Source organism: Pseudomonas sp. (assembly GCF_051660785.1).
GTDB lineage: Bacteria > Pseudomonadota > Gammaproteobacteria > Pseudomonadales > Pseudomonadaceae > Aquipseudomonas.
Genome location: NZ_JBOFQE010000043.1, coordinates 96014 through 113284, shown reverse-complemented (window position 1 = coordinate 113284; position 17271 = coordinate 96014). Strand labels below are relative to the sequence as shown.

The following is a 17271-nucleotide window of genomic DNA, read 5'->3' as shown; positions in this document are numbered from 1 at the left end:
AGTGAACACAACTTATTCGCTTGAACATCTTGTGCCTTACATTCGGCAACACTCAAACTTCTACCGCACTCACCTGCAACACTTATCGGCAACAGCTATAACTTTGAAAAATTTGCCGTTGACCAACGTGGCCGACTATTGGGCTGACAGTAACGATCTGAATAAATGGCCAGTGCTGACGGGGCAGATCAATGATGCACTGGTATTCAAAACCGGAGGATCAACCAGCCACGGCAAACTGTCGGTTTACACCTCGGATGAATGGCAAACGCTGGTGAGCACGTTCGGGGAGAGTATTTCCACGCAATTGGAAAACGGAGATCGCATCGCCAACCTGTTCTTTTGCGGCGATCTCTACGCCAGCTTTGTGTTCATCCACGACTCCCTGGCGCACGTCAAACGTCCAATCTGCGAGTTTCCGTTTACCGGCGAAGTCAGCATGGACGTCCTGGCCGATGCGCTTGATCAGCACCGGATCAACGTGCTGGTCGGCGTACCGGCGCAGTTGTTGCGTTTTGCGGCGTACCTGACCCAGCATCGGCGAGTGATGTGCGGGGTTGAAACGTTGCTGTACGGCGGCGAAAGTCTGTTCGGTCCGCAATTGGCACTCCTCACCCAGGTTTTTCCCAACGTGCGCATCGCCTCCATCGGCTACGCCAGCGTCGATGCGGGCCTGATCGGGGCCACCAGCCGCGATTGCGCCCTGGGCGAGCATCGGGTGTTTGAACCCCAGACCTTGCTGGAAATCGTCGATGAGCTCACCGGTGAAGTCATCGACGAATGCGACCGCACCGGATTACTGGTGGTGACCAACCTGACACGCCGGCTCATGCCACTGCTGCGTTATCCGGTGGGCGACCGCGCCTGCTGGCGTGAGCCTGAAACAACCCCGAGGCGCAAATTCGCCCTCAAGGGACGCAGCGCTCATAGTCAGCGGGTTCGGGTAGGGTCGATGTCTTTGTTGATCGACGAAATACAGGAGATCGTCCAGTGCGTCGCTGATACAGACCAGTGGCAATTGCGCATCGAACATGATGGCTACAAGGACATCGTGAGTGTGAAATGGGTGCCTGACGCTGAAACCGTGGCCACTACTTCGATGTGCCAGACGCTGCATGAAGCGCTTGCCGCTCACTACCCCGCGCTCGAGCATCTGAATCGCGAAGGGCAACTGGAATTGCGCGTGCTGTCCTGCACCGTCACCGAACTGAAGCTTCACCCTCGTTCGGGCAAGCAGATGCGGGTTCTGGACTTGCGCACCTACGACGCGCCATCGCCGGAGACTGCGTGATGTCTCATCTGATTTTTCGACGCTTGCGCCCTTCCGACGCCCGCGCTGTGAGCCAGCTGTTTCGCGAGGTCTACGGCGATCACTACGTTCAGCCGGATGTTTACCTGCCGCACATGATCAGGCAGCACAATGCCGACGGTCGCTGGAAATCGATACTGGCGGTGGACGACGCAAGGGTTCTGGGGCATGCCGCGTTGTTTCATGAAGCGTCCCCGAACATTCCGGAACTCGCTCTCAGCGTGGTGCATCCTGCCGCGCAGGGGCAGAGCATCGCCACCCGTCTGGGCCGGGAGTTACTGTTGCAGTCCGGGCAGCTGGGCTTCAAAAGCGTCTTGATCAAACAAGTGACCCACCATCCCTACACGCAACGCATGGCCGCAAGCATTGGCTTCCACAGCACCGGGCTGCTTCCCGACTACGTGCCTTCACCCTTCGCCGAGCCGTATCCGGAAACTATTGTGATCGGATGCTACCTGGTCGAAGGGCACACACGTCCACTCCCCGACATTCCCTGGCCCGAGCGCTATCGGGGATTCATCCAGCACCTGTGTTCGATTTTCGGGACTCATCCAGAAACGGCAGCGCGACCTTCGTTGCCCATGCAGATCAGGCAACACCATCGCCGCTTCGATATCGTCATTCACCGCTTGAGCACTCGTCTGCTCGAACAGATCCGCCAGTTACCCGTTCACTGGATGATCTCGGCCCAGCTTGCGTTGTCGCGGCACATCGCCGAGGACCTGCGCAGCATGGCGATTCTTGGCTTTACCTTCACCGGGTTGATGCCCGCACCCGGCAGTCATGGATGGTTAGCGCTGTTTCATCGAGGGGCGCAGCCTCGGTCCCTCAACCTGCAGTGCCCGTACATGCAACAGTTGCACGACGACTTGCAGTGCAACACCGAATCACTGGACAGCGCTCGCTCAGCCGCTTGAAATTCCCTGTGAAAGTGGTCGACGCCTGGCCCACTCGACAGACTGAGTGGGCCGGCATTACCCGCGTCAAGCCTTGGAGCTGACGCCATTGTCGGTAGGTGCCACCGTTGTACCGTTGCCCTTGCCGTACGTGTGCAGGTTCTGCAGTACGTAAATCGCCGTCTTGTATTCCGGGATCAGACCAGTGGAGTACTTGTCGCCCTTGATGCTGTTGCTCTGGATGGTGTCCAGTTGCGTGGCGAAATACTCCAGCGCATTGAATTTTGCATCCGGGTCTTTCTGCACGCCGAACCGGTCAAACTTGTCGCCGGCATTCATCAGCGTCACCCACGTCAGGTCGGAAATCAGTCCATTGCCGCGCAAAAAGGAACTGAGATTGCCCAATTGTTTGGCGGAGACATTTTCCGGGTCGAAACCTTTGACGTTGCGATGGATTTTCATTGCATCCATTTTCGCCGTACTCAGCGCGTTTGGATTGGTCCCCACCAGTGACAACATCTGCTTGATCCGGGCGCTCTGCTTGATAGGCTTGCCGCCGCCCGTATCCTGGACCAATAAACCTGCCTTGGACGTCCAAGCCCCGGCATAGCCGATAGTCATGACTGAACTCCCGACTGCGTGACCATAAAAAACTCCTTGATAACCGCGATTTAGAGCGGGCAAGTATCGGCGTGGCAACTAGCCATACCAACCAGTTTTTCTCGTTTTTAACAATTTCCCTACATTTACGATACAAAGCACCAAGTGCCCTGATTCATTGGTCGACACCCACTTTCCACAATTGGCCATGCCACTGATCAACCTCATTTGTATCCACATTGACACCTTCATTACCGACCGTCCGTCACCCCGCCCCAATCTTGTACGTTCGTACCTAAAGCTCATCTGCTCCAAGCCGATAGCCCTTCGAAGCGCCGATCTTTTGATCGAAAACCACAATAAAAAAGCTGCACAAGGACCAGTCCCATGCCCGCATTCCGTACCATCCAGACTCGCTATACGCTGTTTCTGGTCCTGTTCATCCTGTTGTTGTTCGCCTTTACAGTCGTCGGCATCAGCCAACTGGTCGCTCCGAAGCTTCGCCACACCGAAGAACAAGTAGCCCTCAACCGCATCGCCGAAGTAGCCGAGCAAATCCAGGGCGAACTGAACAAGGTTCAGGCGCAACAGCGCAGCATTACCCAGACCATTCCTTTACTCGACAGCGCTGCCATCGACACGGTGTTGCCTGGCCTGGTCGATCAGTACGGTGAATTGAAAGTGTTCGGTGGCGGGATCTGGCCGTTGCCCGGCCAGCGTGAGGCAGGACGCAACAAATTCAGCACCTTCTGGCACCGCGACGCCTCGGGCAAGCTGGCGGTCAATACGTTCTGGAACAGTGACGCCGCCCCCAACTATTACGACCAGAGCTGGTACAAGGGCGGCATGCAAACCCCGCGCGGCCAATGCGCCTGGGCTGCCGCCTATAAAGATGACGCCAGCGCCGAGCCGCGGACCAACTGCGCGATGGCTATCCAGAAAAATGGCGCGGCGTACGGCGTCTCGACCATCGACGTGACCCTGGGTTTCTTCAACGACCTGATTGCACGCAAGGAAAAAGACCTCGGCGCAGAAATGCTGATCGTCGAGGCTGACGGCAAGATCATCAGCAACAGCTCGCGGATCAGCGGGCCGATCGTGCTGAAGAACATCAGTGAACTGGCCGGCAACTCGCCCTTTGCCAGCCAGGTTAAGGCCGGCTTGCAAAACCGCGATCAGTCGCAGCGGGGCGAATTCGACAACAACGGAGAAGCCAGCACCTTCTTCATGCGCCCGATCGAAGGCACGCCGTGGTTCCTCGCCACTGCCCTGCCGACCAGGCTGATCACCGCCCAGCGTGACGATGTGCTGAGCACGTTAAGCCTGCTGCAAATCCCGATGGTGATCCTGTTGGTGTTGTTGCAGATCTACGCGATTCGCCAACTGATCCAGCGGATGAAAATCCTCAAGGCCAATATCGACGCACTGTCCGCTGGCGATGCCGACCTGACCAAGCGCATCACCATCCGCGCCGAAGACGAACTGGGTGCCATCGGGCACTCGGTCAACGCCTTCATCGTCTACTTGCAGAACATGATCGGCGAAGTCACACAAGCCACCGGCGCCATGGCATCCAGCCTGGACAACCTGCAACGCACCTCCGCCCACACCAGCCAGATTCTGGTACGTCACGCGTCTGAAACAGATCAGACGGTCACGGCAATCACCGAGATGAGTTCGACCGCCGAAAGCGTCGCGCAGAACGCCGCAGAAACGGCGGCCTTCACCCAGCGCGCCAACGAAAACGCCGACCGTTCACGCGTCGTCGTCGGCGAAGCGTCCAGCAGCGTCATCGCCTTGATCGATGAAGTGGCGAGCGCCACTCATAAAGTCGAAAGCATGCAGGAGGATGCGCAACGCATCACCGAGATTCTCGGGGTGATCGGCGCGATTGCCGGCCAGACCAACTTGCTGGCACTCAACGCCGCGATCGAAGCGGCCCGGGCCGGTGAGCAAGGTCGCGGTTTCGCGGTGGTCGCCGATGAAGTCCGCGCCCTCGCCGCCCGCACGCAGGCGAGCACTTCGCAAATCAATGAAATGCTCAAGCGCCTGACCCAAGGCGTGAGTTCGTCAGTCAGCGCCATGGAAAATACCCAGGCCAGCTGCCAGTCTGCCGCCGATGCCACGGCGCGAGTCAATACTGGCCTGGATGAAATGGCCGGTTCGGTCAGCCACATCAACAGCCTGAGTACCCAGATCGCCACCGCCGCCGAGCAGCAAAGCGCGGTGACCGAAGAGATCAACCGCAGCATGGTGCAGATCCGCCACATGGTGGATGAACTGGTAAAAAGCGGTCAGGCCAGCGAGCTCAATACCCAGCAGCTGCTGCAAGCCAATGCGCGCGTCAGCGCGATCATGGGGCGGTTCAAGGTTCGTTGACCGCGGCTCGATGACACATGCTCCCTGAGGCCAGGGAGCTTGGTCTCGCTAGGATCTATTGTGGTGAGGGGGCTTTGTGGCGAGGGGATTTATCCCCGTTCGGCTGCGCAGCAGTCGTAGTTTTTGGGACTGCTTCGCAGTCCAACGGGGATAAATCCCCTCGCCACAAAAACGCCCTTCGCCACAACAGCCCTCTCACGACAAAGGTTCAGCGCTTGCTGTATTACTTCGAAACAATCTCCGGCCTCGACGTGGTCTAAAACGGTCAAAATGCATCTTTTTGGCCGCCACCCTGAGACGAGATTCCCCATGCGAACCCACCTGCGTCTGGTCGCCCTGAGCGCCCTGTTCATCTCCTCCCTGGCCCAGGCCGCCGATCTGATCCCGATCGAAGTCCACCGTGACGCCAACTGCGGCTGCTGCAAAAAATGGATCAGCCACCTCGAAGCCAATGGCTTCAAGGTTGAAGACCACGTCGAATCCAACATGAGCGAATTCAAGCAACAGCACGGCGTGCCTCCGCGCCTGGCGTCGTGTCACACCGGTCTCATCAACGGTAAATTCGTCGAAGGTCATGTGCCGGCGGATCAAGTCCTGGCCCTGAGCAAACGTGATGACTTGCTGGGTGTTGCGGCGCCTGGCATGCCGATGGGGTCGCCGGGTATGGAAATGGACGGCATGAGCGATGCCTATCAAGTGATCGGCCTGAAAAAAGACGGCACTGATGTGGTGGTGGCGGACTACCCTGCTCATTGATGGGCGGTGCGTACATCGGGCTGTTTTTCGCGGCATTCGGTGCTGCGACCTTATTGCCGTTGCAGTCCGAAGCACTGCTCGTGGGGCTGTTGCTCAGCGGGCAATATTGGCTGTGGTCGCTGCTGGCCGTGGCGACACTGGGTAATGTCCTCGGCTCAGTGGTGAATTGGTGGCTCGGCGGTCGCATTGAACGGTTTCGCGACCGGCGCTGGTTTCCGGTCAGCCCGCGTCATCTGGAGCAAGCCCGAAAACATTATCAACGCTATGGTCACTGGTCGTTGCTGCTGAGTTGGGTGCCGATCATCGGCGATCCGCTGACGCTGGTGGCCGGCGTCATGCGCGAGCCGCTGGGTCGGTTCCTGTTGATCGTGACCCTCGCCAAGGGCGCTCGCTATGGCGTGCTCGCCCTGGCTACGCTGGGCTGGGTCGGTTGAACGATCAGGTGCGGCAATTGCCTGTGTTTAATGTCGCCCTAATCATGCCGATCCAGCATCGGCGGTTTTCCAATGGAGTCCATCTATGTCCCTTGCTCTTTCGCGCTGGTTGCCCGGCCTGTTCCTGACGGCGGCACTGCCTGTTCTGGCTCACGCTGAAGGCCCGGAATACGGGCCGCAACTGCAAGGGTTCGAGTACCCGTATACGGTCAAGCACTTCGCGTTCGAGTCTCAGGGTAAATCCCTTGAAATGGGTTACATGGACGTCGCCGCCCACGGCAAGGCCAACGGCCGCAGCGTGGTCTTGATGCACGGCAAAAACTTCTGCGGCGCCACCTGGGACAGTTCGATCAAAGCCTTGAGCGAAGCCGGTTACCGGGTGATTGCGCCGGACCAGATCGGTTTCTGCACTTCCAGTAAACCCGACAACTATCAATATACGTTCCAGCAACTGGCGACCAATACCCAGCAACTGCTCAAGGCCCTTGGTATCCAGAAGGCCAGCGTGCTCGGGCACTCCACCGGCGGCATGCTCGCCACCCGGTATGCGCTGCAATACCCCGATCAGGTCGAGCAACTGGCGCTGGTCAATCCCATTGGCCTGGAAGACTGGAAAGCCCTTGGCGTACCGTATCGCACCGTCGATCAATGGTATGAACGTGAACTCAAGCTCAACGCCGACGGTATCCGCAATTACGAACGCAACACCTATTACGGGGGTCGCTGGAAGCCTGAATTCGATCGCTGGGTCGATATGCTCGCCGGCCTGAACAAAGGCCCGGGGCACACGCAAGTGGCGTGGAACTCGGCGCTGATCTACGACATGATCTTCACCCAACCGGTGTACTACGAATTCAAGGACCTGAAGATGCCGACGCTGTTGCTGATCGGTACGTCTGACACCACGGCCATCGGCAGTGACATCGCCTCCCCTGAGGTCAAGGCGAAGCTCGGTCACTACGATGTGCTGGGCAAGCAAGTGGCGAAAATGATTCCCCAGTCCACACTGGTCGAATTCCCCGGCATGGGCCATGCGCCGCAGATGGAAGAACCGGCGAAATTCCACCAGGCGTTGCTCGACTGGCTGAACAAAACCAATCCCGTGCGTTGATGAGGTAAGGCTGATGGCTGTGCAGATTGCGGTGATCGATGATTGGCAGGACGTGGCCCGTGACGTGGTCGACTGGTCCGCGCTGGACAGCATCGGTGAAGTGAGTTTTGTCCATGACTATCCCGCCGACAACGCAACCCTGGCGGAACGCCTGGGCGCGTTCGAAGTGATCTGCGTGATGCGCGAGCGCACCCGGTTCGATGAAGACCTGCTGCGCCAGTTACCAAAACTCAAGCTGCTGGTCACCGGCGGTATGCGCAACGCCGCGCTGGACCTAAAGGCCGCTGCAGCACTGGGCATCCAGGTCAGTGGCACCGACAGCTACAAACACGCCGCGCCGGAACTGACCTGGGCGCTGATCATGGCCGCTACCCGCAATCTGGTGGGCGAAGCCAATGCCTTGCGCGCCGGCAAATGGCAGCAAGGCCTGGGCGGCGACCTGCAGGGCAAGACACTGGCGATCCTCGGCCTTGGCAGTATCGGCCAGCGTGTCGCCCAGTTCGGCCAGGTGTTCGGGATGCGGGTGATCGCATGGAGCGAAAACCTCACGGCCGAACGGGCGGCTGAAGTGGGCGTGACCTATGTCAGCAAGCAGGAACTGTTCGAGCAGGCCGACGTGCTGTCGGTCCATCTGGTGCTCAGTGATCGCAGCCGGGGATTGGTCGACGCCCAGGCGCTGGACTGGATGAAGCCTTCGGCGCTGCTGGTCAACACCGCCCGCGGGCCGATTGTCGATGAGGCTGCGCTGATCAAGGCGTTGCAGAAGAATCGGTTGGCGGGCGCGGCGCTGGATGTGTTCGAGGTGGAACCGCTTCCGGTCAATCATCCGTTTAGAACGCTGGACAATGTGCTGGCAAGTCCGCATGTCGGGTACGTCAGTCGGCAGAACTACCAGATGTTCTTTTCGCAGATGATCGAGGATATTCAGGCGTGGTCGGCGGCTGAGCCGATTCGAATACTGGCCTGATACCGCGCCATCGTTCTTCGCGGGCAAGCTCGCTCCCACAGGATTTTCGCGATCCTGTGGGAGCGGGCTCGCCCGCGATGAGGCCCTAAAAGCCAACACATCTCGCACTGCAATGGTGCAATCCACTTCTCACCACGCCCATTTACGTGACTGCCCAGTCCCGTTTTGACCCACCCCCAAAAATAAACCTGCACTTCGTCGGTGCGTTTCCCCCTCAAAGCGCTGTGCCATTAACCTCTTCCCACCGATTGTCGAACAATTTCGCCACTTGACCTGCCCCGCTCTAGGATCTGGCCTAGACTCATTTTCGCGAGGTAAAACCGGTCAGTCATCTGGCGGTAAGAAACTCGAAACTTTTGGTCCTGACCGGGGGTCAGGTTAAAGGTAGGGCCACAGCGACTGGTGCATTCCTTGCAACGGCCCCTCCACCCTTATCTGCATTAGCGCATGGGGCAGCATTGCTCACCGATGCGAAGCGCGTTTGCGCCCGGCCACAGGATTTGGCCACGAACACCGTTTGTGCCGGACCTGGAATTAGATCAACAACACGGGAGATTCATATGATTAGTGCGGCTTTAGATATTCAGGGAGAGCGTGCTCATCAGCAGGTCGGCGAATCGAGCGCCGTGAATGCTCCGAGCGCTCAATCGATCAGCGTACCGGGTACCAAGACGCTGACACCGGCTGCCAGTCAGAATCCGAATAGAAAGAAAGTGTTGTTCGTCACCTCTGAGATTGCCGATCTGGTCAAGACTGGCGGCTTGGGTGATGTGTCCGCAGCGCTGCCCCGGGCAATGGCTCAACTGCACGATGTGCGGGTGCTGATCCCCGGTTACCCGCAAGTACTGCACAGCGAAAACCCGATTCACATCATCGGTGAACTGGGTGGGCACGCCGCACTGCCGCCCTGCAAGATCGGCCGCATGGACATGCCGGACGGTCTGGTCATTTACGTGTTGATCTGCCCCGAACTCTACGAGCGCGAAGGTTCGCCTTACGGCGCCAACAACGGCCGCGACTGGCCGGACAACCACATCCGCTTCGCCCGACTGGGCCTTGCCGCCGCCGACATTGCCGCCAATCTTGCACAAATTCACTGGTGCCCGGATCTGGTGCATGCCCATGACTGGCCGGCTGGTCTGGCACCTGCCTACATGCACTGGCGCGGACAGCGCACCCCGACGCTGTTCACCATTCATAACCTGGCCTACCAGGGTGTCACCAGCCTTGGCTCGTGCCCGGAACTCGGTATTCCCAATCATGCCCTGCAACAGGAAGGCATGGAGTTCTACGGCAAGATGTCGTTCCTCAAGGCCGGCATGGCCTACTCGAGTCACATCACCACCGTCAGCGCCACCTACGCTCAGGAAATCACCACGCCGGCCTTCGGCTGTGGTCTCGACGGCTTTCTGGCCGCCAAGACCCAGCAAGGTCTGCTCAGCGGGATTCCAAACGGCATTGATGAAAGCTGGGATGCCGCCACCGACACGCACCTGTTCCGCCCGTTCAGCATCGGCGACTGGGAAGGCAAAGCGGTCAACGCTGCCCATGTCCGTGAACTGTTCGGCCTGGAAGATTCCGAAGGCCCGCTTTTCGCCGTGGTCTCGCGTCTGGTCTATCAGAAAGGTCTGGACCTGACCGAAGCGGTTTCCGAATACATCGTCAACAACGGTGGCCAGATCGCAATCATCGGTCGTGGCGAGCCTGAAGAAGAACAAGCCATGCGTGAACTGGCCCTGCGTTTCCCGGGTCAGGTCGGCGTGCGCATCGGCTTCAATGAAACCGATGCCCGTCGCATGTTCGCCGGCAGTGATTTCCTGTTGATGCCTTCCCGCTACGAGCCTTGCGGCCTGAGCCAGATGTACGCCCAGCGCTTCGGTTCGTTGCCGGTGGCCCGCAATACCGGCGGTCTGGCCGACACCATTGAAAACGGCGTGACCGGTTTCCTGTTCGACGAATCCACGGTCGAGAGTTACCAGGAAGCCCTGAGCCGTGCGTTCAAGGTGTTTGCCTTCCCCGGCCTGCTCAACGCCATGCGTTGCCGCGCCATGGCCGCGCCTTTCAACTGGTGCAAGGCGGTAGAACCCTACGCCGAACTCTACGAACAACTTGTCGCCAAAGCCTTGGGTAAATCGGGCAAACAGTAAAAAGAGGTTTTCAAAGATGCCGTTACGGACCCTTGAGACCTGGCCCCACGGCGCAATTATGCTGGACGCAGAACACACGCGTTTTGCCTTGTGGGCGCCAGATGCGTTTTACGTCAGTGTCGAACTGGAAGATGGACAATCCTTGCCACTACTGCCTCAGGCAGATGGCTGGTTCGTGATCAAGACCCGCTGCCCGGCGGGTATGCGTTACCGCTACAACATTGATGGCGAGCTGGAGGTGCCGGACCCGGCCTCCCGCGCGCAGGCTGGCGATATCGGCGACCACAGCGTGGTCGTCGATCCCCTGGCCTATCAATGGCAAAACAGCACCTGGACCGGCCGCCCCTGGAACGAGGCCGTCATCTACGAATTGCACGTCGGTGCGCTCGGCGGTTTCAGTGACGTCGAACAGCACCTGGCGCGCCTCGTAGACCTGGGCATCACCGCGATCGAACTGATGCCGCTGGCGCAATTCCCCGGTGATCGCAATTGGGGCTATGACGGGGTTCTGCCCTACGCGCCCCAGGCCTCCTATGGCACTCCCGAACAACTCAAACACTTGATCGACACGGCCCACGGCCATGGCCTGGCGGTGATTCTCGACGTGGTCTACAACCACTTCGGGCCGGACGGCAATTACCTGCATCACTACGCCAAGGGCTTCTTTCGCGAAGACAAGCACACACCGTGGGGCGCGGCCATCGACTTCCGCCGGCGCGAGGTGCGCGACTTCTTCATCGACAACGCGCTGATGTGGTTGCTGGAATACCGCTTCGATGGCCTGCGCCTGGATGCCGTGCACGCCATTGAGAGCCCGGATTTTCTCCAGGAGCTGGCGCAACGGGTTCGGCAACAGACCGATCCGGCGCGGCATGTCTGGCTGACGGTCGAGAACGAACACAACCAGGCCAGCCTGCTGGAGGAAGGCTTTGATGCGCAGTGGAACGATGACGGCCACAACGCCTTGCACGTTTTGCTGACTGGCGAAACCGACGCCTATTACGCCGACTACGCCGACAAGCCCACGGAAAAACTGGCGCGCTGCCTGAGCCAGGGTTTCGTCTTCCAGGGCCATGTGACCCGCCACGGTACAACCCGGGGCGAGCCCAGCGGCCACTTGCCGCCCAGCGCTTTCGTGCTGTTCCTGCAGAACCATGACCAGATTGGCAACCGTGCCTTCGGCGAACGGCTGCACCAACTGGCGCACCTCGACGCCCTGAAAGCGGCGACGGCGCTGTTGCTGCTGTCACCGATGATCCCGCTGATGTTCATGGGCGACGAGTTTGCGGCCGAGGAACCGTTCCTGTTTTTCACCAGCCACCACGGCGAGCTGGCGGAGCTGGTGCGCGAAGGACGACGTAACGAATTTGCAGCCTTCAGCGCGTTTACTGATCCGCATAAACGCGAACAGATCCCCGATCCGAATGCGCAGCAAACCTTTGAAGCATCGCGGCCGAAACTGACCGCCACCCGGCAATCGGCCATGCAGGGCCTGTATCACCAACTGTTGCGGATTCGTCATGACCACATCATTCCGCATTTGCCGGGGGCTCAGGCCCTGGGCGCCGATGTGTTGGCCGAAGGTGCTGTGACGGCGCGCTGGCTGCTGGGCAATGGCCGACAGCTGCGTATTGACCTGAACCTCAGCGACACGCCAGTGGTCCACTCCCCACAGGCCGACGCCAGGTTGTTGTTCGAAACGCCACCTCAGTCCGCCGGCCTGTTGGAACAGGGCACCCTTGCCCCGTATTGCGCGCTAGTCAGCCTCACGGCCGCAGCCCCCTTGCTACCCCCGGATGGAGAGCGCCAATGAGTGATGCGCAACTTGAAATACTGGCCAGCCGTGCCGGTTTGGCAGTCGACTGGATCGACGCCAACGGCCGCCCGCAGAAAGTCGCCCCCTCGGTATTGCGCAATGTCCTGATCGGACTCGGCCACCCGGCCAGCACCGCACAGGAAATCGATGCCAGCCTCCTGCAATTGCAGGAGGTGCAACAGACCCGGCACCTGCCGCCGCTGATCACCGCCGATTTCGGCGTCAGCCTCGATTTGGCGCATTTCTTCGAGCCGGAAACGCCGTGCGAGATCCACCTTGAAGATGGCTCACGGCTCAACCTGAAACTCGATGCCGAGGCGATGCTGCCGGGCCTGGTTCCGGTCGGTTATCAGCACGTCAGCATCGACGGGCAATCCTTTACCCTGGCCGTGGCACCGACGCGCTGCTACAGCGTCGGCGACGCCGTCGACAGTCCGATTCCGCGTACCTGGGGCCTCAGTGTGCAGTTGTACTCGCTGCGTCGTCCCGGCGATGGCGGGTTCGGCGATACACAGGCGCTGGAAGACCTCGCCCGCGTGGCCGGGGAGCGCGGTGCCGAGGCGTTGGCGATCAGTCCGCTGCATGCGATGTTCGGCAGCGATACACAGCGCTACAGCCCGTACTCACCGTCCAGCCGTTTGTTCCTCAACAGCCTTTATGCCGCGCCGGGCGCGATTCTCGGCGAGCGCGCGTGGCGTGCCGCGATAGACGCCACCGGCCTGGCCGCCGAACTGCAACAGCTGGAAGAGCAGCCACTGATTAACTGGCCCGTGGCCGCCGAAGCCAAGCATCGCTTGCTGCAAGCCTTGTACGAAGGCTTCGTCCAGGGCGAACACCCGTTGCATGCAGACTTCAGCAGCTTCCGCCACGCAGCGGGCGAAGCCCTGGAAAACCACTGTCGTTTCGAAGCCATTCAAGAAGCCCGCGCCGCCAAGGGTGAAGCCCTCGACTGGCGCGAATGGCCGGAGCAATGGCGCGACCCGCGCAGTGCCGCCCTCGCCGAATTCGCCGAAGAAAACGCCGGCCGCATCGGCTTCTTCGCCTTCTGCCAATGGCTGATCGCTCGCTGCCTGGAACGCGCGCAAACTGCGGCTCGCAGCGCAGGGATGAGCATCGGGCTGATCGCTGATCTGGCCGTCGGTGCTGACGGCGGTGGCAGTCAGGCCTGGAGTCGCCAGGACGAGTTGCTCGCCTCGCTGACCGTGGGCGCACCGCCAGACATTCTTAACCGCACCGGCCAAGGCTGGGGCATTTCCGCGTTTTCCCCTGAAGGTTTGGTGCGTAACGGCTTTCGCGCATTCATCGAAATGCTCCGGGCCAATTTTGCCCACGCCGGCGGCTTGCGCATCGACCACGTCATGGGCCTGCAACGGCTATGGGTCATTCCCAATGGCTCGTCACCCGCCGATGGCGCCTACCTCTATTACCCGGTGGATGACCTGCTGCGTTTGCTCAGCCTTGAATCCCATCGCCATCAGGCAATCGTCCTTGGCGAAGACCTCGGGACGGTGGAGGAAGGCCTGCGGGAAAAACTTATTGCGCGTTCGATCCTCGGCATGCGGGTGATGCTGTTTGAACAGGACAACGCGCACTTCAAATCGATTCTCGATTGGCCGGACAACGCTCTCGCGACCACCAGCACCCATGACCTGCCGACGCTCAATGGCTGGTGGCATGGCCGCGATATCGACTGGAACGCCCGACTGGGCCTGGTTGACGCCACGGGTGAAATCGAATGGCGCCACCACCGGGAACGCGAGCGTGAAGGCCTGCGTCGTGTATTGACCGAGGACCCGCAGAACTTTCGCGAAGAGTCCCATGAAACCGATCAGGTGCTGGACGCGGCGGTGCGTTTCCTCGGTCATACCCGGGCACCGCTGGTGTTGCTGCCGCTGGAGGATGCCCTGGGCATCGAACAGCAGGCCAACCTGCCCGGCACCATCGACACGCACCCGAACTGGTCGCGGCGCCTGCCCGGCGTCAGCGAAGCCTTGCTCGACGACCCGGACGCCGCCCGGCGTCTGGAACTGCTCGCCTGTGCGCGACTTCAGGCTGGCGAGCGTGACCAATGAATCTCCCGTTAATCCAACCGCTGCCACTTCGCGCAACCCTGCGCCTGCAATTTCATAAAGGCTTCACCCTGGATCAAGCGGTGCCGCTGGTGCCGTACTTTGCCAGCCTCGGCATCAGCCACGTCTATGCCTCGCCACTGCTCGCCGCCCGCGCCGGTTCCATGCATGGCTACGACGTGGTGGACCCGACCACGGTCAACCCCGAACTGGGGGGCGAAACCGCCTTGCGCCGATTGGTCGGTGCCTTGCGCGAACACAAGATGGGGCTGATCCTCGACATCGTCTCCAACCACATGGCCGTCGGTGGCAGTGATAACCCGTGGTGGCTGGACTTGCTGGAATGGGGACGCCTGAGCCCTTACGGCGAGTTCTTCGACATTCAATGGCACTCGCCCGACCCGCTGATGGAAGGCCAGTTGCTGTTGCCGTTCCTCGGCAGCGACTACGGCGTCGCGTTGCAGGACGGCACCCTGCCCTTGCGCTTCGATGCACAGCGCGGCGCATTTTATGTCGAGCACTACGAGCATCATTTCCCTATCTGCCCGTCGAGCTACGGCGAACTGCTGCGAGCCGACGACGAACAGCTGAAGTTTCTCGCCGACCGCTTCACTGCCTTGAGCTACCAGACCGATGCTCACAGCCTGGCGCAACCGCTGAAGGCAGAGCTGCGTGAACTGGCCAGTGACCCAGCGCTCCTGAAGTGCATCGAGCAGAATCTCACCGCCTACGATTCCCTGACGCCTGAGGGTTTCCAACGCCTGCACCACTTGCTTGAGCGCCAGAGTTATCGCCTGGCCAGTTGGCGCACGGCGGCGGATGACATCAATTGGCGGCGGTTCTTCGACATCAACGAACTGGGCGGCTTGCGCGTCGAACGCCCGGCCGTGTTCGAAGCGACCCATGCGAAGATCTTCGAGCTGGTATCTGAAGGCCTGGTCGACGGTCTGCGCATCGACCACATCGACGGCCTCGCCGACCCGCGTGGTTACTGCCGTAAGTTGCGGCGCCGGGTCGACACGCTGTCGCCGGATCGGCACCTGCCGATTTATGTCGAGAAGATCCTCGGCGAAGGCGAAACCCTGCACCGCGACTGGTCGGTTGACGGCACTACCGGTTACGAATTCATGAACCAGCTGTCGTTGCTGCAACACGATCCCGACGGCGCGCAGACCTTGGGTGAGTTGTGGAATCGCTACAGCGAGCGGCCCGCCGACTTCCGTCAGGAAGCCCAGCTGGCGCGTCAGCAGATTCTCAACGGCTCATTGGCCGGAGATTTCGAGAGCGTCGCCAAAGCGCTGCTGCAGGTGGCGCGGGACGACTTGATGACCCGCGACCTGACCCTGGGTGCAATTCGGCGAGCTTTGCAGGAACTGATTGTGCATTTCCCGGTGTACCGCACCTACGTCAGCCCGCGTGGCCGCTCTGCCGAAGACGATGTGTTTTTCCAGCAAGCCATGGACGGTGCCCGACAAACCCTCGGCGAGGCCGATTGGCCTGTGCTCGATTGCCTGGCCGGGTGGCTCGGCGGTGAACCGTGGCGCAAACGCCCGGTGGGTCGCCAGCGCAAGATACTCAAGCACGCCTGCGTACGCTTCCAGCAACTGACCTCACCCGCCGCCGCCAAGGCTGTGGAAGACACCGCGTTCTATCGCTCGGTCGTGTTGCTGTCGCGTAATGACGTGGGGTTCAGCACCGAACAATTCAGCGCCCCCGTGGCAGACTTCCATGCCGCGTGTCTCAATCGCCTGGAACAGTTTCCGGACAACTTGCTGGCCACCGCCACTCACGACCACAAACGCGGCGAAGACACTCGCGCCCGATTGGCGGTGTTGAGCGAACGCAGTGCCTGGTACGCCGAGCAAGTGCCGCTGTGGAGAACTCTCGCCCGGCCCCTGCGAGACGACGATCAGATGCCCTCGGCAGGAGATGAGCTGATCCTGTATCAGGCGCTGCTCGGCAGTTGGCCGCTCGAGCTGGACAGCAACGATCAATCGGCGCTGGAGAACTACACTCAACGTATGTGGCAATGGCAACAAAAAGCCTTGCGTGAAGCCAAGTTGCAGAGCAGCTGGAGTGCGCCGAACGAGGCTTACGAACACGCCGTCCAGCAATTCCTCCAACGTCTGCTGCTCAGCCCCGAAGGTGAGCTGCTGCGCGCTGCCCTGGGCAAAGCCGCCAAGACCATTGCCATCCCCGGCGCCCTCAATGGGTTGGCGCAAACCTTGCTGCGCATGACCGTACCGGGGATCCCGGACCTCTACCAGGGCAACGAGTACTGGGACTTCTCGCTGGTGGACCCGGACAACCGCCGGCCGGTGGATTACGCCAGCCGCCAACAGGCGATGCAGGTGTCGTTGAACCTGCCTGACCTGTTGGCCCACTGGCATGACGGACGCATCAAGCAAACCCTGATCAGGCAGGTGTTGAACCTGCGGGCCGAGCATGCGGATCTGTTTCGGCAAGGGACTTATCAAGCCCTCGAAGTCGTTGGCAGCCAGGCACACCGGGTGCTGGCCTTTGCTCGCGAACATGAGGGAACACGGGCCATCGTGATCGTCCCGATACGTTGCGCCCCACTGCTGGAAAACAGTGCCGAACCCCGAATTGACGCGCTGCGGTGGGGCGATACACGGGTCAAATTACCGTTCACCGCCTCTGAGGAAAATCTGAAGGGACTTTTTTCAAGCACCGCAGTCACACACCACAGGGAGCTGAACATCAGCGCCGCGCTGGGGGATTTCCCGGTCAATCTCTTTATTCAAACGTTTACCCAAGCTTGAGTTC

General features: G+C 60.3%; 11 protein-coding genes and 2 pseudogenes. 12 read left to right on the top strand and 1 reads right to left on the bottom strand.

The features are described 5' to 3' along the window. Position 1: 1 nt before the first annotated feature. The gene (locus ACRC4F_RS10275) at positions 2–1291 is read left to right on the top strand and encodes a phenylacetate--CoA ligase family protein (RefSeq protein ID WP_438659211.1); all 1290 of its coding nucleotides are present in this window, start codon (positions 2–4) and stop codon (positions 1289–1291) included. Then, on the top strand, positions 1291–2226 hold the full coding sequence (locus ACRC4F_RS10270; protein WP_438659210.1) for a GNAT family N-acetyltransferase: 936 nt from the start codon (positions 1291–1293) through the stop codon (positions 2224–2226). Before ACRC4F_RS10275 ends, ACRC4F_RS10270 begins: the two co-directional genes overlap by 1 nt. 66 nt (positions 2227–2292) lie before the next feature. On the opposite strand, the gene ACRC4F_RS10265 is transcribed toward ACRC4F_RS10270, so the two are convergent. Beyond that, positions 2293–2826 (bottom strand): hypothetical protein, encoded by a 534-nt coding sequence (locus ACRC4F_RS10265; RefSeq protein ID WP_438659209.1) that lies wholly within the window; start codon positions 2824–2826, stop codon positions 2293–2295. A gap of 366 nt (positions 2827–3192) precedes the next feature. On the opposite strand from ACRC4F_RS10265, the pseudogene ACRC4F_RS10260 reads away from it, so the two are divergent. From ACRC4F_RS10260 to ACRC4F_RS10215, 10 genes and pseudogenes are all read left to right on the top strand, one after another. Beyond that, positions 3193–4323 (top strand): annotated as a pseudogene (locus ACRC4F_RS10260) (HAMP domain-containing protein); the annotation flags it as partial. A 336-nt stretch (positions 4324–4659) separates the two neighbouring features. Beyond that, positions 4660–5184, top strand: a pseudogene (locus ACRC4F_RS10255) (methyl-accepting chemotaxis protein); the annotation flags it as partial. Positions 5185–5493: 309 nt separating this feature from the next. Continuing rightward, positions 5494–5940: a DUF411 domain-containing protein gene (locus tag ACRC4F_RS10250; protein ID WP_403097981.1), complete on the top strand. Its 447-nt coding sequence runs from the start codon at positions 5494–5496 to the stop codon at positions 5938–5940. Beyond that, a complete protein-coding gene (locus ACRC4F_RS10245) occupies positions 5940–6374 on the top strand; it encodes a YqaA family protein (RefSeq protein WP_438659208.1) in 435 nt (144 codons plus the stop codon). Before ACRC4F_RS10250 ends, ACRC4F_RS10245 begins: the two co-directional genes overlap by 1 nt. Before the next feature lie 85 nt (positions 6375–6459). Further along, a complete protein-coding gene (locus ACRC4F_RS10240) occupies positions 6460–7485 on the top strand; it encodes an alpha/beta fold hydrolase (protein ID WP_438659207.1) in 1026 nt (341 codons plus the stop codon). Positions 7486–7498: 13 nt separating this feature from the next. After that, complete coding sequence (locus ACRC4F_RS10235; RefSeq protein WP_438659206.1) at positions 7499–8452, top strand: D-2-hydroxyacid dehydrogenase family protein; 954 nt, start codon at positions 7499–7501, stop codon at positions 8450–8452. Between the two features lie 560 nt (positions 8453–9012). Further along, positions 9013–10599: a glycogen synthase GlgA gene (gene glgA, locus ACRC4F_RS10230; RefSeq protein WP_438659205.1), complete on the top strand. Its 1587-nt coding sequence runs from the start codon at positions 9013–9015 to the stop codon at positions 10597–10599. A 16-nt stretch (positions 10600–10615) separates the two neighbouring features. Then, positions 10616–12412 (top strand): malto-oligosyltrehalose trehalohydrolase, encoded by a 1797-nt coding sequence (treZ, locus tag ACRC4F_RS10225; RefSeq protein WP_438659204.1) that lies wholly within the window; start codon positions 10616–10618, stop codon positions 12410–12412. Then, positions 12409–14487 (top strand): 4-alpha-glucanotransferase, encoded by a 2079-nt coding sequence (gene malQ / locus ACRC4F_RS10220; RefSeq protein ID WP_438659203.1) that lies wholly within the window; start codon positions 12409–12411, stop codon positions 14485–14487. The genes treZ and malQ overlap by 4 nt, the downstream gene beginning before the upstream one ends. Next, positions 14484–17267 carry a malto-oligosyltrehalose synthase gene (locus ACRC4F_RS10215; RefSeq protein WP_438659202.1) on the top strand — a complete coding sequence of 928 codons (2784 nt, stop codon included), beginning with the start codon at positions 14484–14486 and terminating at the stop codon, positions 17265–17267. Before malQ ends, ACRC4F_RS10215 begins: the two co-directional genes overlap by 4 nt. The last annotated feature ends 4 nt before the right edge of the window (positions 17268–17271 follow it).